Annotated in this window: 16 protein-coding genes and 1 pseudogene; 5 read left to right on the top strand and 12 right to left on the bottom strand. The window is 71.6% G+C overall.

Annotated features, from left to right (window positions below):
• Window positions 1-62 precede the first annotated feature (62 nt).
• From R2S09_RS05235 to R2S09_RS05220, 4 genes are all read right to left on the bottom strand, one after another.
• Window positions 63-302 (bottom strand): chaplin, encoded by a 240-nt coding sequence (locus tag R2S09_RS05235; protein ID WP_306189973.1) that lies wholly within the window; start codon window positions 300-302, stop codon window positions 63-65.
• Window positions 303-620: 318 nt separating this feature from the next.
• Complete coding sequence (locus R2S09_RS05230) at window positions 621-1,244, bottom strand: chaplin (RefSeq protein ID WP_316739978.1); 624 nt, start codon at window positions 1,242-1,244, stop codon at window positions 621-623.
• 135 nt (window positions 1,245-1,379) lie between these two features.
• Entirely contained in the window at window positions 1,380-1,607 is a 228-nt protein-coding gene (locus R2S09_RS05225) for a chaplin (protein ID WP_306189971.1), read from the bottom strand.
• A gap of 252 nt (window positions 1,608-1,859) precedes the next feature.
• Entirely contained in the window at window positions 1,860-2,261 is a 402-nt protein-coding gene (locus R2S09_RS05220) for a rodlin (RefSeq protein WP_306189989.1), read from the bottom strand.
• A gap of 249 nt (window positions 2,262-2,510) precedes the next feature.
• On the opposite strand from R2S09_RS05220, the gene R2S09_RS05215 reads away from it, so the two are divergent.
• Complete coding sequence (locus R2S09_RS05215) at window positions 2,511-2,906, top strand: rodlin (RefSeq protein ID WP_316739977.1); 396 nt, start codon at window positions 2,511-2,513, stop codon at window positions 2,904-2,906.
• A gap of 111 nt (window positions 2,907-3,017) precedes the next feature.
• Here the strand turns inward: R2S09_RS05215 and R2S09_RS05210 are convergent, their stop codons facing one another.
• From R2S09_RS05210 to R2S09_RS05200, 3 genes are all read right to left on the bottom strand, one after another.
• Window positions 3,018-3,878, bottom strand: a complete 861-nt coding sequence (locus tag R2S09_RS05210; protein ID WP_316739976.1) for an ABC transporter permease — start codon at window positions 3,876-3,878, stop codon at window positions 3,018-3,020.
• Complete coding sequence (locus R2S09_RS05205) at window positions 3,875-6,529, bottom strand: CocE/NonD family hydrolase (protein WP_316739975.1); 2,655 nt, start codon at window positions 6,527-6,529, stop codon at window positions 3,875-3,877. Before R2S09_RS05205 ends, R2S09_RS05210 begins: the two co-directional genes overlap by 4 nt.
• Before the next feature lie 395 nt (window positions 6,530-6,924).
• Window positions 6,925-8,322, bottom strand: a complete 1,398-nt coding sequence (locus R2S09_RS05200) for an APC family permease (RefSeq protein ID WP_316739974.1) — start codon at window positions 8,320-8,322, stop codon at window positions 6,925-6,927.
• Between the two features lie 435 nt (window positions 8,323-8,757).
• Between R2S09_RS05200 and R2S09_RS05195 the strand changes: the two genes are divergently transcribed.
• Window positions 8,758-9,612, top strand: a complete 855-nt coding sequence (locus R2S09_RS05195) for a hypothetical protein (protein ID WP_316739973.1) — start codon at window positions 8,758-8,760, stop codon at window positions 9,610-9,612.
• 59 nt (window positions 9,613-9,671) lie between these two features.
• On the opposite strand, the gene mmsA is transcribed toward R2S09_RS05195, so the two are convergent.
• The 3 genes and pseudogenes from mmsA to iolC all read right to left on the bottom strand — a co-directional run bounded on the left by mmsA (window position 9,672) and on the right by iolC (window position 12,781).
• Window positions 9,672-11,174, bottom strand: coding sequence for a CoA-acylating methylmalonate-semialdehyde dehydrogenase (gene mmsA, locus R2S09_RS05190; protein WP_306189965.1), 1,503 nt, complete (start codon window positions 11,172-11,174; stop codon window positions 9,672-9,674).
• Window positions 11,171-11,360, bottom strand: a pseudogene (locus R2S09_RS05185) (hypothetical protein); the annotation flags it as partial. The pseudogene R2S09_RS05185 and the gene mmsA, both read right to left, overlap by 4 nt.
• Before the next feature lie 452 nt (window positions 11,361-11,812).
• Window positions 11,813-12,781 carry a 5-dehydro-2-deoxygluconokinase gene (gene iolC / locus R2S09_RS05180; RefSeq protein ID WP_306189964.1) on the bottom strand — a complete coding sequence of 323 codons (969 nt, stop codon included), beginning with the start codon at window positions 12,779-12,781 and terminating at the stop codon, window positions 11,813-11,815.
• Window positions 12,782-13,105: 324 nt separating this feature from the next.
• Between iolC and R2S09_RS05175 the strand changes: the two genes are divergently transcribed.
• Window positions 13,106-13,306 (top strand): AlpA family transcriptional regulator, encoded by a 201-nt coding sequence (locus R2S09_RS05175; RefSeq protein ID WP_030170966.1) that lies wholly within the window; start codon window positions 13,106-13,108, stop codon window positions 13,304-13,306.
• Between the two features lie 162 nt (window positions 13,307-13,468).
• Here the strand turns inward: R2S09_RS05175 and R2S09_RS05170 are convergent, their stop codons facing one another.
• Window positions 13,469-14,512, bottom strand: a complete 1,044-nt coding sequence (locus R2S09_RS05170; RefSeq protein WP_316739972.1) for a zinc-dependent alcohol dehydrogenase family protein — start codon at window positions 14,510-14,512, stop codon at window positions 13,469-13,471.
• A 180-nt stretch (window positions 14,513-14,692) separates the two neighbouring features.
• Here R2S09_RS05170 and R2S09_RS05165 point away from each other — a divergent pair, with 180 nt between their 5' ends.
• Window positions 14,693-14,932, top strand: coding sequence for a heavy-metal-associated domain-containing protein (locus R2S09_RS05165; protein ID WP_030170958.1), 240 nt, complete (start codon window positions 14,693-14,695; stop codon window positions 14,930-14,932).
• 98 nt (window positions 14,933-15,030) lie between these two features.
• The gene (locus R2S09_RS05160) at window positions 15,031-17,406 is read left to right on the top strand and encodes a heavy metal translocating P-type ATPase (RefSeq protein ID WP_316739971.1); all 2,376 of its coding nucleotides are present in this window, start codon (window positions 15,031-15,033) and stop codon (window positions 17,404-17,406) included.
• A gap of 994 nt (window positions 17,407-18,400) precedes the next feature.
• Here the strand turns inward: R2S09_RS05160 and R2S09_RS05155 are convergent.
• The gene (locus R2S09_RS05155; RefSeq protein WP_306189961.1) at window positions 18,401-19,690 is read right to left on the bottom strand and encodes a citrate synthase; all 1,290 of its coding nucleotides are present in this window, start codon (window positions 19,688-19,690) and stop codon (window positions 18,401-18,403) included.
• Window positions 19,691-19,779: the final 89 nt, after the last annotated feature.

Here is a 19,779-nt window from a genome sequence, read left to right as displayed (position 1 = left end):
GAGAGACCCCGGAGCAGTGCCGGGTTCCGGGAGAGCGGCCGACCGAAGGGCGCGCGTGGACGTCAGCCGTTGGCGCAGGTGTTGCCGAACGCCGGGTTCAGCAGACCGATGACGTCGACGGTGTTCCCGCACACGTTGACCGGAACGTGGATCGGGACCTGGATGACGTTGCCCGAGGCGACGCCCGGCGAGTTGGAGGCGAAGCCGTTCGCACCGCTGTCGGCGGCGGCGATGCCTGCACCGGCGGCGACAGCCGTGGCGGCGACAGAGGTAAGGACCAGGCCCTTGGCAATACGCGACATGGAGAAGTGCTCCTTGGGTTGACACACAAACACCCGGGCGAACACCCGGCGCCCTGTCAACGCCTGGCGGCCGTCCGGGTTGTGCCGCCAAAGGAGTGATCTCGGCGTGGCATCAGCCTGACATCCCGGAGCGACGCACCCGATTTCACCAGCTTCGGTCAGCCTGGTCGCTGGAGTCGAGAACCATGCCCGGCTGGGGCCGGACACGCGCGAGCCGCCGCGCCCGGCCCCGGTAGGGGCGCTGGGGCGCGACGGCTCGCGTCGACGCGGTCCTGGCTGCTCGCGGTGCCCGTCGCACGGGCCCGCGGTGCCGATCCTCTAGCGGTGGGAGCCGGTGGTCCGGCCGCGGCGGTAGAGGACGGCGCCGCCCGCGATCAGGGCCGCGCTGGCGGCCGAGGCCGCCAGCATCGCACCGGTGTTCGCGCTGCCCGTCTCAGCCATCTGCGGTGGGTTGCCGGACTCGGCGGGCGGGGTGTCGGCGCGCGGCGGGGTCTCGGTCCGCGTGGGCGGGAGGGGGGTGTCGCCGGCCGGCGGCGTGGTGCAGTCGCCGCCCTGGTCGTCGCAGTCGGTGCCGTTCGACGGGGGCGGCGTCGACACCGGGGTCGGTGTCGACACCGCGGGCGGCGTCGACACCGCGGGCGGCGTCGGCACCGCGGGCGGCGTCGGCACCGCGGGCGGCGTCGGCACCGAGATCTCCCCCGAGCCGTTGGCACACTGGTTGCCGAACGCGGGGTTGAGCGCCGCGGCACCGTCGACGGTGTTGCCGCAGGCGTTGACGGGCACCTCGACCGGCACCTGGACGGTGTTGCCGGACAGGACGCCGGCCGAGTTCTGGGAGGTGCCGTCCGCCTGCGAGTCGGCGAAGGCGGAGCCGCCGTACAGGGACAGCACACTCGTCGCGGCGGCCGCCACGAACACTCCCCTGCTCAGGGTCTGTCGCAATCTAGTTGTCTTCCTGCTCGAAGCCGCTCGAAGCGGCTTGAGAAACGTGACGATGTCGCGGGCCGGTCTCGGGTCGCGGAGTTCGACGTCCGAGGCCGGCCCTGGCACAGCCGTGCGGCTGGTGCGCCCGCGCGGTCAGGCGTTGGCGCAGGTGTTGCCGAACGCGGGGTTCAGCAGGGCGATGACGTCGACGGTGTTGCCGCACACGTTGACCGGAACGTGGATCGGGATCTGGATGGTGTTGCCCGAGATCACGCCCGCCGAGTCGGCGGCGCCGCCCGTGGCCCCGGCGTCGGCGAAGGCGGGGCCCGCCACGCCGAGGGCCAGGATGGCGCCCGTCACCACAGCAAAGCTCTTCTTCATAAAAGGTCCCTTCTTGGGGGTCATTCCCCGATGACGGCCAGAAACCGAGTGGGCGCGACCGGGCGGTCGCGACACTGAACGAGGAATAGACGCAATGGAAAACGGAAGAACGCATATCGCCCGATAAATCACTCGACTGCGCCGCGCACTCTGCGCCTCATCCCCGGCTGCTCACACGAAAAGGCTCTCCGGGAAAAGCCCGGACAGCCCGCGGCCGGAGCGGCGGACGGCCCGGGCCGACCCGGAATCGGATCAGCTTGCTTCGGTGTTGGACGACAGGAGCGAAACGTCGTCCAGTACGTGCGCCAGCGCACCGTCCCGCTTGGCCTGTGTCGAGTTGTCGGCGCACTGCTGCTGCTGGTGGTCCGACAGGACCGGGATGTCCTGGGCCACGACGCCGATCAGGGCAGCGGCGCCGGCGTCGACGTCCTGAACGCCCACGCACGGCTTGTTGAGCGTCCCCTGGACCAGCGAGAGCTGCGGGCTCATGCTGCCGTTCGTCGCCGAGTTGCCGAACGACGTCGAGGCGCCGGAGCCGTTCGAGACGGACGGTCCGTTGTCGTTGTCGATGGCAAGCGCCGTGGGGGCTGCCGCAACCGACATTCCCACGACAGAAGCGGCGGCCGCCACGGCGACCATTGCCTTCTTGAGCACTGCGCGTTCCTTTCTTCGTAGCGACGCATGCCCTACGGCCTCATTCAACATGAGGTCATGGGTTTGGTTGCGGATATTCACCCGGTTGGCTCGCGCCGCAGTCAAAAGGCCCCGAAAATCGGGAATCCCGGAAAACACACAAACACTTCGATGTGTCCGCCGTCGGAGTGAAGAGGAGAAACCGGTTCGCCACCTGGCAGTTGACCAGTGCACTCCGGTGGACGGGGTTTCCTCAGAAAGGACCGGTCAGTGATCAAGAAGATTGTTGCCACCGCGGCCATCGCCGCCTCCGCGCTGGGTGCCACCGCTGCCGCGGCCCCGCAGGCGCTGGCGCTCGGCAACGACGGCGGGCCGAGCGCCGAGAACGCCACGGGTTCGTCGCAGAGCTTCGGCAACTCGACCACGTACGGGACCATGAGCCCGCAGATGGCGCTCATCCAGGGGTCGTTCAACAAGCCCTGCGTCGCCGTGAGCGATCTGCCGATCGGCGCCGCCCTGCTCGGTGTGAGCGCCCAGGACATCCCGATCCTGTCGGACGACCTGAACCAGCAGTGCGCCGAGAACTCCACCCAGGCCAAGCGCGACGGTGCGCTGGCCCATCTGCTGGAGAACGTGTCACTGCTGTCCCGGAGCTCCGAGAGCTGACCGCGGCAGACGCGACAGCGGGCCGCCGAGTTCCTCGGCGGCCCGTTTCGCGTCGGCTCCCCGCGGCGCCGCGCCGGTCCTCCGGCACGCCCACGACAGCGCGTCCTTCGCCTACGACACCACGTCCTTGCGGGCGAACCCGCGGAAGGCCAGGGCGAAGAGCACCAGGGCGTAGCTGACGGAGACCGCCGTGCCCTGGATCATCCCCGACCACTCGGGGTGCGGCTGCACGGCGTCGGCCCAGGCGAACTGCCAGTGCGCGGGCAGGAAGTCGCGCCAGTTCCCGAGGGCCGTGACGGCGTCCAGGACGTTGCCGACGATGGTCAGCCCGACCGCGCCGCCCACCGCGCCCAGGGGCGCGTCCGTCTTGGTGGACAGCCAGAACGCCAGCGACGCGGTGACCAGTTGGGACACGAAGACGTACGCCACGACCACCAGCAGCCGCTGGGCGGCGGTGCCCGCGTCGAGCGCGCCGCCGGTGGGAATCTGCAAGGGACCCCAGCCGTAGGCGGCCGTGCCCACGGCGAGCGCCACCAGCGGCAGCAGCACCATGGCGGCCAGGCTCAGCCCCAGCCCGACGACGAGCTTGGACCGCAGCAGCCGGGCTCTGGGCACGGGCGCGGCGAGCAGATAGCGCAGCGAGGACCAGTTGGCCTCCGAGGCGACGGTGTCCCCGCAGAACAGGGCCACCGGGATCACCAGCAGGAAGCCCGCCGACACGAACAGGTTGACCGCGGCGAAGTTGGCCCCGGAGGCGGTGGCCGTGTCCATCAGGGTCACCTGGTTGTTGCGGGCGCCCGGGTCGCCGCCGATGGCGAAGGCGGCCACCAGGACGAACGGCAGCACGGCCAGGATGGCGCCCATGATCAGCGTGCGGCGCCGCTTCAGCTGCCGCACCAGCTCCACCCGCAGCGGCAGGGTGCGGCCCGCCCGGTAGCCGGTGGCCGTCTCGACGACGGCGGGCGTGCTCATGCGGAACCTCCGATCAGGGTGAGGAAGGCGTCCTCCAGGCGGCGATGCGGGCCGACCGAGGCGACCGGCACCTCCAGCCGCACCAGCTCCACGACGAGGCGCTCGGCGGTGCCGCCGGACTCCAGCCGCACCAGCAGGCCGGCCTCGGTGCGCACGGCGGAGGCGACGCCCGGCAGCGCGGACACCTTCTCGGCCACGGGCTCGTCCAGGGGCACGGCGGTGCCGACCAGCAGGGTGTCCCCGGAGCCGACGATCTCGTCCACCGGGCCCGCCTGCACCAGCCGCCCCCGGTCCATGACGACCAGGTGCGTGCAGGACTGCTCGACCTCGGCGAGCAGATGGCTGGAGACGATCACCGTGCGCCCGCCGGCCGCGTAGCGGATCATCACCTCGCGCATCTCGCGGATCTGGGGCGGGTCCAAGCCGTTGGTCGGCTCGTCCAGGATCAGCAGGTCGGGCAGGCCGAGCATGGCCTGGGCGATGGCCAGGCGCTGGCGCATGCCCTGGGAGTAGGTGCGCACCGCGCGGGCCAGCGCGTCACCGAGCCCGGCGATCCGCAGGGCCTCGTCGAGGTGGGCGTCCTCGGGTGGCCGGCCGGTGGCCCGCCAGTACAGCTCGAGGTTCTCCCGGCCGGACAGGTGCGGCAGGAAGCCCGCGCCCTCGACGAAGGCACCGACCCGGGACAGCACGGGCGCGCCGGGCCGGATCGCGTGGCCGAAGACGCGGATCTCGCCGCTGTCCGGCCGGATCAGGCCCATCAGCACGCGCAGGGTGGTCGTCTTCCCGGCACCGTTGGGCCCGAGCAGGCCGAGAACCTGGCCCTGCTCCACCCGGAACGACACGTCCCGTACCGCGTACCGGTCCGCCGCCCCGGCGTAGCGCTTGCTCAGGCCGGTGATCTGGAGCGGCACGTCGGCCAGTTCCGGATCCGGGGCCGGGGCGGCCGTGCGGCGGCGGGCGGTCAGCAGCAGCGCGAGCGCGATCAGCGCGCCCGCGGCCGGCAGCCACCACACCCAGGCGGGCAGGGGCGCCGCGCCGGTGGTCACCGCGGGTGCCGTGGGCACCTTCAGGCCGCTTCTGAGGGAGACGGTGTACGTGGCCGGCGCGGCCGGGGAGGCGTAGCCGAGGTCGGTGGAGGCGAGGACCAGGCGGAGCCGGTGGCCCTTCTGCACCTCGTGGTCGATCGCCGGGAGGGTGAGGCTGACGTCCTTGCCGGCCTTGGCGCCCGTGACCCGTACCGGGTCCACCAGCTGGGCGGGCAGCACCGGCCGCGCCCGGCCCGGCCCGACGTCGTAGAGCTTGGCGAAGAGCACGGCGTCGTCGCTGGTGGAGGTGGTGTGGACGGTGACCGTCGGCGATCCGGTGATCCGCAGGTCGCTGCTGACGGGGGTGGACTCGAAGCTCGCGTACTGCCCGGGGAAGTCGAGTGAGACGCCGACGCCGAGCGCGGAGAGCTGGGCGAGTGAGCCGCCCGAGCCGCCGAGGCCGGGCAACGAGGACACGGCGGGCGGATTGGCCCCCGCCGGGTTCTGGAACCGCTGCTCGCGTCCGGTCAGGGCGACGGTCCGCTGCCCGCTGGTCAGTCCCGGGTACGTGCTCGCGCTCGCGCCGCGCAGCAGGGCCGCGCCGTCGGTGGAGTCGACGCCTCCGGTGCGGGTGACTCGGAAGGCCGGGCCGGTGCCGGCGCCCGGGTCCTTCTTCAGGTACCGGTCGAACCAGGCCGTCACACGTGCCTGGACCCGGTCGGTCTCCAGGTCGCCGCCGTCGTGCCCGCCCGCGATCCAGTCCACGTCGACGGGTGCGCCGTTCGCCCGGATGGCCCGCGCGGCGGCGTCGGCCTGGCCGAGCGGGAAGAGCGAGTCGGACTGGCCCTGCACCAGCAGCGTGGGCACCCTGATCCGGCCGGCGACGGCGGACGGCGAACGCTCGTCGAGCATCCGGCGGGCCTCGGCGTCCGGCTTCCCGGACTCGGCGACCCGCTGGTACATCCGGCACAGCCCGGGCTCGAACCGCGAGCATCCGCCACCGGTGTTGAGGAAGACACCCGCCCACAGCTTCTTGAAGACGCCGTTCGGGAACAGGGCGTCGGCGAGGTTCCAGTACGTGATCGCCGGGGCGATGGCGTCCACCCGGTGGTCGTACCCGGCGGCGAGCAGGGAGATCGCGCCGCCGTAGGAGGCGCCGGCCACGCCCACGCGCGGGTCACCGGGCCGGTCGAGGAGGACCTGGGGCTGCCGGGCCAGCCAGTCGATCAGCTTCGAGACGTCGGCGACCTCGCCCCGGGGGTCGTTGAGCCCGATCCTCCCCGTGGACCTGCCGAAGCCGCGCGCCGACCAGGTCAGCACCGCGTACCCGTCCCGGGCCAGGTCCGCGGCCTGCTGCCGTACGTCCTCCTTGCTGCCGCCGAAGCCGTGCCCCAGCAGCACCGCGGGGTGGCGGCCGGTGCCGCCCGGGGTGAAGTACGAGGTGTCCAGGCGCACCCCGCCGCCCATGCTCATGACCCGGTCGGCGCGGTGCACCGGGGGCGGGTCGTCGGAGGCGACCGCCGTCCAGGTGCCGGCGCCGGCGAGCACGACGACGGCGGCCCCGGCGGCCAGCAGCCGCCTGGGCCTCCGTAGCAGCCCCCGGAATCCGGGCAGTCGAAGATCCATGTGTCCACGGTACGGGCCGCCACCGACAACGGGAGCAGCCCCGGGACCGACCCTGGCACCCTCCCGGGGGAGTACGGTGCCGGTCCCGCGTACCGCAGGGGCGGTACTTCTCACGACGGACCTGGCGCCGGACGGGCGGGAAGTGACGCCCGCGGAGGCCCGTGCGGGACCCGTTCCCGGAACCGGCGGGGGCCCGTGAGACAGGAACCCGCGATGGCACCGCACGGCGTGCGGACCGGGATCGCCCGCTCTCGTGGGCCGGGGCGTCAGAGGATGTGGGTGGGATCTGGCCCCCTGTGTCCCGTGCGCCCGCGGCGCTTGCGACGCGGGCGCACGGACAATGTCACGTGTATGAACCTCTTGGGACTTTCACCTGCGCCGGGCGGGGTGCCGGGTCAGGCCCGGGCGTCCTCCGGGATGGAGACCAGCCAGCGGGTGTCGCGGCGCGGGCGCAGGTAGAGCGCCCAGTACAGGGTCGCCACCGCCACGATCCCGCCGGTCCACAGCAGGTAGCTGGTCTCCTGCTGGCTGAGGATGTACGCGAGCACCGCGATCAGCAGCACCGGCATGGCGGGCCACAGCGGCATGCGCCAGGCGGGCGTGTGCCGGTGGGAGCCGCGGCGGGCGAGCAGGGCGGCGACCGCGACGAGGAGGTACATGCCGGTCACGGAGACGCCGGTGACGCCGTAGAGCATGTCGAGGTTGACGAAGCACAGCACGGCGCCGGGGACGCCCACCGCGAGCGTGGCGACCCACGGGGAGCCGAAGCGGCCCAGCTTGGCGAAGACGTTGTTGACGGGCTCGGGCCAGGCCTTGTCGCGGGCGGAGGCGAACAGCACGCGGGAGTTCTGGATGACCATGACGATGCCGGCGTTGATGATCGCCAGGGCCACGCAGAGGCTGACGAAGGTGCCGACCGCGGAGTTGGACCACGCGGTCACCATCGAGCTGAGGTCGCCGCCCGTCAGCTCCTGGAGGTCGGAGGCGCCCATCGTGATGGCGACGACCGGCACCAGGATGATCACCGTGGAGATCGCGAGGGTGGCGAGCACCGTGCGGGCCACGTTGCGGCGCGGGTGCTCGAGCTCCTCGGAGAGGTACACGGCGGTCGAGAAGCCCTGGGTGACGAAGAGGGCGATGGCGAGGCCGGAGACGACCAGCATGGCCGTCACGGTGTCGGTGTGGCCGCCCGAGCCGGCCACCTGCATGGACAGGAGGCTGCCGGCGCCCCGGTGGCTGTGCGTGAAGCCCAGCAGGGCGACCACGGCGGCGGCGATGACCTCCAGGACCAGGAAGATGCCGGTGATCCAGGCGTTGGCGCGCAGGTCGAGCAGACCGGCGAGGGTGGCCAGCAGCATCACGCCGGCGCCGGTCATCGCCGGGTCGAGGTGCGCGATCGGGAACAGGTAGTCGGCCGTGCCCATCGCGATCACCGGCGGGACGATCATCACGACCAGCAGGGACAGGACGAAGACCAGCCAGCCCGCCAGCCGCCCGGCCATCGTGGAGACCATGGCGTACTCGCCTCCCGCGCTGGGGATGAGGGTGCCCAGCTCGGAGTAGCAGAACGCCACGGCGATACAGAGGAGGGAGCCGATGGCGATCGTCAGGGCGGTGGCGGTGCCGAGCGAGCCGAACAGGTCGGGGACGACCACGAAGAGGGTGGAGGCGGGGGTGACGCACGAGAGGGTGAGCAGGGTGCCGCCGACGACGCCGATGGAACGCTTGAGCGTCTGGGGACTGTCGGACGCCTCTGTGAGGTCGGCGTCGACAGGGCGGAGCGTGTCGGTCATGCGGCGGTTCCGATCGACTTGAGCGGGTGAGGGTGGGGGACGGGAGCGCTATCGCCTCCGGCGGATCGTCTTCGCGTCTGTGTCGTCCGCTCCCGGCGCTGCATGGAACCCCGGCGAAAACCGCTGCGTCAATGGCCGATCACCTTCGGATTCCGCACTTACGGAACGGAAGGTTCGACATCACTTTCCCAGGCTGCGACGTCCTGTCAGTGAGACCATCAAGATGATTTGTCTTGTGACCTTGCTTTCAAAGATCATTAAGCTGAAATCCCTTCACCATCCGTTTCGTCCGGGCTGAACGAGAACCGAAGCCAACGCGTCAAAAAAATGTCAACGCGTCCGGTATCCGGACGGCCCGGGGAGGCCCCCGGGGCTGTCACAGGGCCCCGCTAGAGTCGACGGCCACAGCCGAATCACAGCAACGGGTGGGGACTCATGAAGCTGAAGCACACCGCGGTGTGGGTGGCATTCACGGCGGCGACGGTGCTCGCCGCCTCCGCGTGCAGCGCGGAGACGACGAAGAAGGCCGCCGAGGCCGCCGGCGACGCGCAGGGCCTGATCAAGGCCGCACTGACCCGGGCGACGGACCGGACGCAGAACCTCGGCTCGGCGGACGTACGCATGACCACGGACCTGGGCAACGGCTCCCGTCCGGTCACCATGGACGGCACCTACTCCTGGGGCCACGGTTTCGCCTTCGACGCCGAGATGGACACCAAGGCCGCCCAGATGGGGCAGTTGCACGCCGCCCCCAAGACCCGCACGATCTTCGTGGACGGCGCCTACTACTACGACATCGACCCGCAGCCCTCCGGCCCGCTCAAGGGTAAGGAGTGGATGAAGATCGACGCGTCGGCGATCTTCGGCGAGAAGGGCGCCCAGGCCCTCGGCGGCAGCAGCGGCGCGGGCAGCCCCGCGGCCTCCATGAGAGGCCTGAAGTACGCGAGCAACGTCGACGACCTCGGCAAGGAGACCGTCGACGGACAGCTGACGCACCACTACAAGGCCGTCATCGACCGGGCGCACATGGGCCGGTTCAAGGAGGCCTACGGCAACCAGGACAACCTCTTCAACTCCATGACGGGCGGCGGGGACTCCATCACGATGGAAGTCTGGGTCAACGACAAGGACCTGCCGGTGCGCCTGACGGAGGAGTTCGGCAAGGCCACGGTCACCATGGACTTCGAAAAGTTCGGCGCCACGGCGGCCGTCAAGGCTCCGCCCGCCGCGCAGACGGGCGATCTCACCGACGCGGTGAAGGCGCAGCAGCAGAAGCGGCAGCAGGGCTGACCGCACGACGGTGCCCCGCCCTCCCGGTGGAGGCGCGGGGCACCGTCGTCGGGGCCGGCTCAGTGGTTGCGCGGGAAGCCCAGGTCCACGCCCGCCGGGGCCTCCGACGGGTCCGGCCAGCGGGTGGTGACGACCTTGCCGCGGGTGTAGAAGTGGGTGCCGTCGTTGCCGTAGATGTGGTGGTCGCCGAAGAGCGAGTCCTTCCAGCCGCCGAAGGAGTGGTAGCCCACCGGCACCGGGATCGGCACGTTGACGCCGACCATGCCGGCCTCGATCTCCAGCTGGAAGCGGCGGGCGGCGCCGCCGTCACGGGTGAAGATCGCGGTGCCGTTGCCGAACGGCGAGGCGTTGATCAGGGCGACACCCTCCTCGTAGGTGTCGGCGCGCAGCACGCACAGCACCGGGCCGAAGATCTCGTCCTGGTACGCCTTGGCGCTGGTCGGCACCTTGTCCAGCAGCGACAGGCCGATCCAGTGGCCGTCCTCGTAGCCCTCCACGGTGTAGCCGGTGCCGTCCAGGACCACTTCGCAGCCCTCGTCCGCGGCGCCCTTCACATAGGAGGCCACCTTGTCGCGGTGCGCCCTGGTGATGAGCGGGCCCATCTCGGCGGCCGGGTCGTGGCCCGGGCCGATCTTGATCTTCTCGGCGCGCTCGCGGATCTTCTCCACCAGTTCGTCGCCGATCGAGCCGACCGCGACGACGGCCGAGATGGCCATGCAGCGCTCGCCCGCCGAGCCGTAGGCGGCGGAGACGGCGGCGTCGGCCGCCGCGTCCAGGTCGGCGTCCGGCAGGACCAGCATGTGGTTCTTGGCGCCGCCGAGGGCCTGTACGCGCTTGCCGTGGGCGGCGGCGGTGGTGTGGATGTAGCGGGCGATCGGGGTGGAGCCGACGAAGGAGACCGCCTTGACGTCCGGGTGCTCCAGGAGGCGGTCGACGGCCACCTTGTCGCCGTGGACGACGTTGAACACGCCGTCCGGCAGGCCCGCCTCGGCCAGCAGCTCGGCGAGCCTGACGGACGCCGACGGGTCCTTCTCGCTCGGCTTCAGCACGAAGGTGTTGCCGCAGGCGATGGCGATCGGGAACATCCACATCGGGACCATCGCCGGGAAGTTGAACGGCGTGATGCCGGCGACCACGCCCAGCGGCTGCCGGATGGAGGCCACGTCCACCCGCGTGGCGACCTGGGTGGACAGCTCCCCCTTGAGCTGGACGGTGATGCCGCACGCCAGGTCGACGATCTCCAGGCCGCGCGCGACCTCGCCGAGCGCGTCGGAGTGCACCTTGCCGTGCTCGGCGCTGATCAGCTCGGCGATCTCGTCGCGGTGGGCGTCCAGCAGCGCACGGAACCGGAACAGGATCGCGGTCCGCTGGGCCAGCGAGGTCTGGCTCCAGGCGGTGAACGCGTCCTTGGCGGTGGCGACCGCCGTGTCCACCTCCTCCACGGAGGCGAACGCGACCTTCGTGGTGACCGCTCCGGTCGCCGGGTCCGTGACCGGCCCGTACGTCCCCGAGGCGCCTTCGACGGTCTTCCCGCCGATCCAGTGGTTGACGATCTTCGTCATGCCGGGTTACTCCTTCGCAGACGGCGCAGATGGCGGCGTCGGGTCGAGACATGCCGTTCGTACAGCTCGTGGGCCGTGGCCGCGGGCCCTCGGGTCGCGGTCTCGGCCACGTATCCATCCCACCAGGGGCCGCACCCCGGGCGCGCCCGACAGAGTGTCTGCGGTTGTGGTCGTCGCGTAGACACATGGGGCCGCATGGACACCGTGGGGAGCCTCCGGCACCCACAGGCGGGGCGGGGACTGCGGGTGCGGGAGGGGGCGGGTCCGGGAGGGGGCGGGTCCGGGAGGGGGCGGGTCCGGGAGGGGGCGGGTCCGGGAGGGGGCGGGTGACCTCCGGCGCGGGGCCGTAGCGGGCGGGGAGTCGGCGCTCGCACTTCGCTCCTGCCAGGGCGAAGCGGCCTCCCGCACCGGAGGCGATCGGTGGCCGGACGGCGCGGGGCCCGGGTGTGTCCACCCAACGTGCGCTGCCCGCCCGGCTCTTGGGACTGCTCGTCCACTGTGCCGTGATGTATCTGGGTGTACCCGCACCGTACAACCGCCGCCCGCCCAGGACGCGCGCCACTCGCGGGAACGGCCGGCGAATGTGTGTGCGCGGCCGTCGCCCGGGTCACGCCGGACGGCGTACGGAACGCGGTCGGTCACCCGGCCCCGCCTCCTCCCCGCACCGCCCCGGCCTCCAGGGCGGCCTCGACCTCGGCCGGGGTGGGCATGGCGGAGGAGCACTCCAGCCGGGAGGCGACGATCGCGCCGGCGGCGTTGGCGTACCGCATGATCCGCTCCAGGTCCCACCCGGCGAGCAGTCCGTGGCACAGCGAGCCGCCGAAGGCGTCGCCGGCGCCGAGCCCGTTGACGACGTCGACCGGGAGCGGCGGCACCTCGGCCGACTCGCCCGCGGCGCTGACGGCGAGGACGCCCTTGGGTCCCTGTTTCACCACGGCCAGTTCCACGCCGGCCTCCAGCAGGGCTCGGGCGGCGGCGTGCGGCTCGCGCAGGCCGGTGGCGACCTCCACCTCGTCGAGGTTGCCGACCGCGACGGTGGTGTGCCGCAGGGCCTCGGCGTAGAAGGGGCGGGCGGCCTGCGGGTCGGCCCAGAACATGGGGCGCCAGTCCAGGTCGAAGACGGTGGTGCCGGCCCTGGCCCGGTGGGCGAGCGCGGCCAGGGTCGCCGTACGGCTGGGCTCCTCGCTCAGGCCGGTGCCGGTGACCCAGAAGACGCTCGCGTCGAAGACGGCGTCGAGGTCGAGCTCGTGGGCGTCGATCTCCAGGTCGGGAGCCTTGGGCTGCCGGTAGAAGTACAGCGGGAAGTCGTCCGGCGGGAAGACCTCGCAGAAGGTCACCGGTGTGGGCAGCCCGGGCACCGGCGTGACCCAGCGGTCGTCGACGCCGAAGCCGCGCAGCGCCTCGTGCAGATAGGCGCCGAACGGGTCGTCCCCGGTACGGGTGATCACCGCCGTACGGCGGCCGAGGCGCGCGGCGGCGACCGCCACGTTGGTCGCCGAGCCGCCCAGGAACTTGCCGAAGGAGGACACCTGGGCGAGCGGCACACCCGTCTGGAGCGGGTAGAGGTCCACACCGATCCGTCCCATGGTGATCAGGTCGTACGCCATCGGCTTCCGCGTCCCTTCGCTCGACTCCCCCGGTTGTAGTGCCGTACCCGGAAGGCTGTCAATAGTTTGTCCGGACATTCGGACGAGCGGAGGGGGAGCGCGGGATCGTCAAGGCGTTCCCCGGCCTCAGGTCTGTCACGAACGCAACTCTCCGGTCACACCTGTCTCAGGTTTACGGGGCCTTGGTCACGCCCGGTCGACAGACGCTCGCCGCGGGCCCTCCGCGTCGTTCACCGAGCACAGGCTTTGTGATCGCCGACGCGGCGCCCGGCTCCCCCGACGGCCCTCCGGCCGCCGCCGTGGCGCGCGCAGGGAGGTGCAGTCATGACCGACCGAAGGCTCTGGTCGTACAAGGACATCGCGGCACACATCCGGGTGCAGCCGGACACCGTGCGGTCCTACCGCAAGCACGGCCTGCTGCCGCCGCCCGACCATGTGGAGGGCGGCAGGCCCTACTGGTACGCGGACACCGTCCGCGCCTGGGTGGCGTCCCGGCCCGGCAACCGGGGCCGGGGAGCCGACTGAGACACGAGCCCGGCGCCCGCCGGTTCCCAGCAGCGACAGGCCCCGGCACCGACAGCTCCCGGCCCGGCCGGTCCCAGCGCCGCGGCCCCATCGCGGCCGGTCCCATCCCGGCCGGTCCCAGCGCCGCGGTCCCATCGCGGCCGGTCCCGGCAGCGGCCGGGCTCAGCGCCAGGGTTCTATGACCGTGACCCCGGCTCCCGGCGCCGTCCCCATCGACGCGAGCGCCTCCGGCACGGCCGCCAGGAGGATGGTCGACGTCACCAGCAGATCGGGGCGCAGGACGCCCGCCTCGACCAGGCGCAGCATCTCCGGGTAGGCGTGCGCGGCCATGCCGTGGCTGCCGAGGAGTTCGAGCTCCAGCGCGATCGCCCGGGCCATGGGGACCGGGGTGGTCCCGGTCGCGGAGGGCAGCAGGCCGACCTGGACGTGACGGCCGCGGCGGCGCAGGCCGTTCACCGAGGCGGCGCAGGTGGCGGGCGAACCGAGCGCGTCGAGGGAGAGGTGGGCACCGCCGCCGGTGACCTCGCGGATTCGCTCCGCGGTGTCCCGGCCGTCGGAGGCGTCCACACACTCCGTCGCGCCGAACTCGCGGGCCAGCTCCAGGGCCCGCCGCGATATGTCCACCGCCACGACCCGCGCCCCGCAGGCCGCCGCGATCATCACCGCGGACAGGCCCACGCCCCCGCAGCCGTGCACGGCGACCCACTCTCCGGCGGCGAGGCGGCCCTGCTGGACCACCGCGCGGTAGGCCGTGGCGTAGCGGCAGCCGAGCGAGGCGGCCGTGGCGAAGGACAGCCCGTCGGGCACGGCCACGAGGTTCACATCGGCGTGGTCGAGCGCCACGTACTGGGCGAAGGAGCCCCAGTGGGTGAATCCGGGCTGGCTCTGGCGTTCGCACACCTGCTGGTCGCCCGCCGCGCAGGAGGGGCAGCCGCCGCAGGCGCAGACGAAGGGCGCGGTCACGCGGTCGCCGGGGCGCCAGCGGCTCACCTGGTCACCGACCGCCTCGACGACACCCGCGAGCTCGTGACCGGGCACGTGCGGCAGCGTGATGTCGGGGTCGTGGCCCTGCCAGCCGTGCCAGTCGCTGCGGCACAGGCCGGTCGCCTCGACCCGCACCACGACCCCGTGCTCCGCGGGCCGCGGATCGGCCACCTCCCGGACCCGGGCCGGCTCCCCGTACCGCTCGAACACCACAGCCCGCATCCGTCGCCTCCCCTTCGCGAGATCACCGTCCGGCGGAACGCTACTCGGTGAGCCGCGCCGCTCCTTTGGGTTCATACCCCCTAGGGGTATAGTCTGAAGAGAGGAGGGTCCTCATGGGCCCCGCAGACCCCACATGCCCGTCGCATGCCGTGCGCGGACACACCCGACGAGGAGAGCGACATGACCGCCCAGACCGAGACTCCGGACACCGTCACCACCGTCTACAAGGTGAGCGGGATGAGCTGCGGCCACTGCGAGGGCTCCGTCTCCGCCGAGATCTCCGGGCTCCCCGGCGTCAGCTCCGTCAAGGCCGTCGCCTCGACCGGCGACGTCACCGTCACCTCCGCCGCCCCGCTGGACGAGGAGGCGGTGCGGGCCGCCGTGGACGAGGCGGGCTTCGAGCTCGTCGGCCGCGCCTGACCCGGGCGTCCGGGACACCACGTATCTCTCGACACCGGGCCGCATCGACCAGCTGATACTGGCTCTGTGCGGTCCGGTCCGTTCCCTGGAGTACGGACATGACCAGCGTCACCAGCACCACCACCGGCGGCGGCACGGCGGCCTCGGCCGCGCAGGCCGCACCGGCGGCTTCCACGAAGTCCGGTGAGAAGACCGGCGTACAGACCAGCGCGCAGACGGGCGCACAGACCGGCGCGCCGGACACCCCGGTGTCCCAGGTGGAGCTGCTCATCGGCGGGATGACCTGCGCCTCCTGTGCGGCCCGCGTGGAGAAGAAGCTCAACCGGATCGACGGCGTCACCGCGACGGTGAACTTCGCGACGGAGAAGGCCAGGGTCACCTACCCCCAGGGGGTACAGGTGTCCGACCTGATCGACACCGTCGTGAAGACGGGATACACCGCCGAGGAGCCACCGCCGCCGGACCCGGAACCCGCCACGCGGGAGGCGCAGCCGGCCGCCGCCTCGGACCCCGAGGTGGCCGCCCTGCGGCAGCGGCTGGTCGTCTCCGCGCTGCTCGCCGTGCCGGTGATCCTGCTGTCCATGGTCCCGCCCCTGCAGTTCGACAACTGGCAGTGGCTCGCGCTGACGCTCGCCGCGCCGGTCGTGGTCTGGGGCGGCCTGCCCTTCCACCGGGCGGCCCTCACCAACGCCCGGCACGGCGCCGCCACCATGGACACGCTGGTCTCGGTCGGCACGCTGGCCGCGTTCGGCTGGTCGCTGTGGGCGCTGTTCCTCGGCGACGCGGGCACGCCCGGCATGCACGACGAGTTCCGTCTCACCGTCTCCCGGACGGACGCGGCCTCCACGATCTACCTCGAGGTCGCCTCCGGAGTCGTGGCGTTCATCCTCCTCGGCCGTTATCTGGAGGCGCGCTCCAAGCGGCGGGCGGGTGCCGCGCTGCGGGCGCTGCTGGAGCTGGGCGCGAAGGACGTGGCCGTGCTCCGGGGCGGCCGGGAGATCCGGGTCCCGGTGTCCGAGCTGGCCGTCGGCGACCGGTTCGTCGTCCGGCCCGGCGAGAAGATCGCCACCGACGGCACGGTCGTGGAGGGCGCCTCGGCGGTCGACGCCTCGATGCTGACCGGCGAGTCCGTGCCGGTGGACGTGGCGCCCGGCAGCACGGTCACCGGCGCCACCGTCAACGCCGGCGGCCGGCTGGTCGTCGAGGCCACCCGGGTCGGCGCCGACACCCGGCTGGCGCGGATGGCGAAGCTGGTCGAGGAGGCGCAGAACGGCAAGGCGCAGGTGCAGCGACTGGCCGACCGGATCTCGGCGGTGTTCGTGCCGATCGTCCTCCTCATCGCCGTCGGCACCCTGCTGACCTGGTTGTTCACCACCGGTGACGTCACGGCCTCGTTCACCGCCGCCGTCGCGGTACTGATCATCGCCTGCCCGTGCGCCCTGGGCCTGGCCACGCCGACCGCGCTGATGGTCGGCACGGGCCGGGGCGCCCAGCTCGGCATCCTGATCAAGGGTCCCGAGGTGCTGGAGTCCACCCGCCGCGTCGACACGATCGTGCTGGACAAGACGGGGACGGTCACCACCGGCCGGATGACCCTCCAGGACGTCCATGCCGCGGAAGGCACCGACGAGAAGGAGCTGCTGCGGCTCGCGGGCGCCCTGGAGCACGCCTCCGAGCACCCGGTCGCCCGCGCGATCGCGGCAGGCGCCGAGGAGCGCGTCGGCCCGCTGCCCCCCGTCGAGCGGTTCGAGAACGTTCCCGGGCGGGGCGTGCGCGGGCATGTGGACGGCCATGACGTCGTGGTGGGGCGGCTGATCGAGGAACTCGGGGAGCTGCCCGCCGAGGTGGCCCGGGCCCGCGGCGAGGCCGAGGCGGAGGGCCGGACGGCCGTCGTGGTCGGCTGGGACGGGACGGCACGCGGTGTCGTGGCCGTGGCCGACACGGTCAAGGAGACCAGCGCCGATGCCGTACGGCAGCTGCGCACGCTGGGGCTGCGGCCGGTGCTGCTGACCGGCGACAACCGCGCGGTCGCCGAGTCGGTGGCGCGGACGGTCGGGATCGACCCCGGCGACGTGGTCGCCGAGGTACTGCCCGAGGACAAGGTCGCGGCGGTCGAGCGGCTGCGCGCCGAGGGGCGGATCGTGGCCATGGTCGGGGACGGCGTCAACGACGCGGCCGCGCTGGCCACCGCCGACCTGGGCCTGGCGATGGGCACCGGCACGGACGCCGCCATCGAGGCGGGCGACCTGACCCTGGTGCGCGGGGACCTGCGGGTGGCCGCGGACGCCATCCGGCTCTCCCGGCGGACGCTGGCCACGATCAAGGGGAACCTGGTGTGGGCCTTCGGCTACAACGTGGCCGCGCTGCCGCTGGCCGCCGCCGGGCTGCTCAACCCGATGATCGCGGGGGCGGCGATGGCGTTCTCCTCGGTGTTCGTGGTGACGAACAGTCTGCGGCTGCGGACGTTCCGTTGAACCGGAAGTGCTCGGCACCGAAGTAAGAGTCCCCCTAGAGTCCGACGCGCTCCTCACATAAGCTCTTCACAAGGCTCGCGCATCATCCTTACGCTTGGGCCTCGATCGCCATACCAGGCCTCTTGAAGCACCTATGGGGACATAGGCAAGAGACACAGATCACAGTGATGTGAACGTAACCATCGAAGGGGTTCGAAGGTCTAAGTTGGCGATGTCAGGAAGGCGTCTTGGGGGGCGCCGACTGACATCTGGGGATGTCTTGGGGGACTTCCTCAGAGATGCGTTGCCGGGGCACGTACACCGGGAAGCTTTGAGCGGCCCTCCCGGGCGTGCGCTGTCCCGGCAGATCGCACGCCCGTACGGCCGTACACGCGGCCGTACGGCAGTGCTAGGGGGACGGCGAGTTCTGCTCGCCGGGCTCACAGCGGTTCAGGCGCTGGTTCTCACAGACGCCCGGCCGGATCCCGTGGGGGGAATCCGCACCGGGACACGGGAAGGCGCCCTGGCCGCCGGCCCGTGGGGGGACCGGCGCACCAGGGCGCCTTCCGCTTTTTTGTGGCGCTGTTTTTTGTGGCTCGGTTCGCCTCCGGGGCGCTCTGAGCCGGTGTCGAGAGCACGACCGTACTCGGCCCTTCGGGCCTCCGCGCACTCATGGTCTCGACGCCGACGCGCCCCTTCGGCTCACTCGCCGCTCCAGGGGACGAACCCCAGCCCGGCGAGGTGTGCGGTTCCGCTCAAGCGGGGCGAAAGCATCGCATCACAGCCGCCAAGGAGCACCGCCCGAGCGGCGCCCCCGCCGGCAGGCGTCAGCGCTCGACCGGGACGAAGTCCCGCTCCACCACACCCGTGGCCGTGCTGACCCGGGGGACACCCCCCGGACCCCCGGCCACCTGAAGCCGCCGACCACACCCAGCAAACCGGCTACGCCACCCAAGCCGAAGGCCACAGCCGTCCCAAGAAGTACGGACCGAGCGGCGCCCCCCGACGGCAGGCGTCAGCGCTCCTCGACCGGGATGAAGTCCCGCTCCACCACACCCGTGTAGATCTGGCGCGGGCGGCCGATGCGGGAGCCCGGCTCCTTGATCATCTCGTGCCACTGGGCGATCCAGCCCGGCAGGCGGCCCAGGGCGAACAGGACCGTGAACATCTCGGTCGGGAAGCCCATGGCCCGGTAGATCAGGCCGGTGTAGAAGTCGACGTTCGGGTAGAGCTTGCGCTCGACGAAGTAGTCGTCGGAGAGGGCGTGCTCCTCCAGCTTCAGGGCGATGTCGAGGAGCTCGTCCTCCTTGCCCAGGGCCGAGAGCACGTCGTGCGCGGCGGCCTTGATGATCTTGGCGCGCGGGTCGAAGTTCTTGTAGACCCGGTGGCCGAAGCCCATCAGACGGACGCCGTCCTCCTTGTTCTTCACCTTGCGGATGAAGGTGTCGACGTCGGAGCCGGAGTCGCGGATGCCCTCCAGCATCTCCAGGACGGACTGGTTGGCACCGCCGTGCAGGGGACCCCACAGGGCGTTGATGCCGGCCGAGATGGACGCGAACATGTTGGCCTGCGAGGAGCCGACCAGGCGGACCGTGGAGGTCGAGCAGTTCTGCTCGTGGTCGGCGTGCAGGATCAGCAGCTTGTCCAGCGCGGAGACGACGACCGGGTCCAGCTCGAACTCCTGGGCGGGGACCGAGAAGGTCATGCGCAGGAAGTTCTCGACGTAGCCGAGGTCGTTACGCGGGTAGACGAACGGGTGACCGATCGACTTCTTGTACGCGTAGGCCGCGATCGTCGGAAGCTTGGCGAGCAGCCGGATGGTGGAGAGGTTGCGCTGCGTCTCGTCGAACGGGTTGTGGCTGTCCTGGTAGAAGGTGGACAGCGCGGAGACGACCGACGACAGCATCGCCATCGGGTGGGCGTCGCGCGGGAAGCCCTTGTAGAAGTTCTTGACGTCCTCGTGCAGCAGGGTGTGCCGCGTGATGTCGTTCTTGAAGGAGCTGAGCTCGTCGACGGTCGGCAGCTCACCGTTGATCAGCAGGTAGGCCACCTCCAGGAAGGTGGAGCGCTCGGCCAACTGCTCGATCGGGTAGCCGCGGTACCGGAGGATGCCCTGCTCGCCGTCGAGGTAGGTGATGGCGGATTTATAGGCCGCGGTGTTGCCGTAGCCGCTGTCGAGTGTCACCAGACCGGTCTGGGTGCGGAGCTTCCCGATGTCGAAGCCCTTGTCGCCGACGGTGCTGTCGACCACCGGGTAGGTGTACTCGCCGCCGTCGTACCGCAGTACTACAGAGTTGTCGCTCACGTCTTCCCTCACCGACGTAGTGCCTCATCTTCGAGGTGCCCTGACTGTCTCTACCATCCCCCATTTGGCTCAGGAGAGTGCACTCGGGG

It is taken from the genome of Streptomyces sp. MK7, assembly GCF_032658145.1.
Taxonomy (GTDB): Bacteria; Actinomycetota; Actinomycetes; order Streptomycetales; family Streptomycetaceae; genus Streptomyces; species Streptomyces spiralis.
This window is presented reverse-complemented; position numbering and strand designations above follow the sequence as displayed.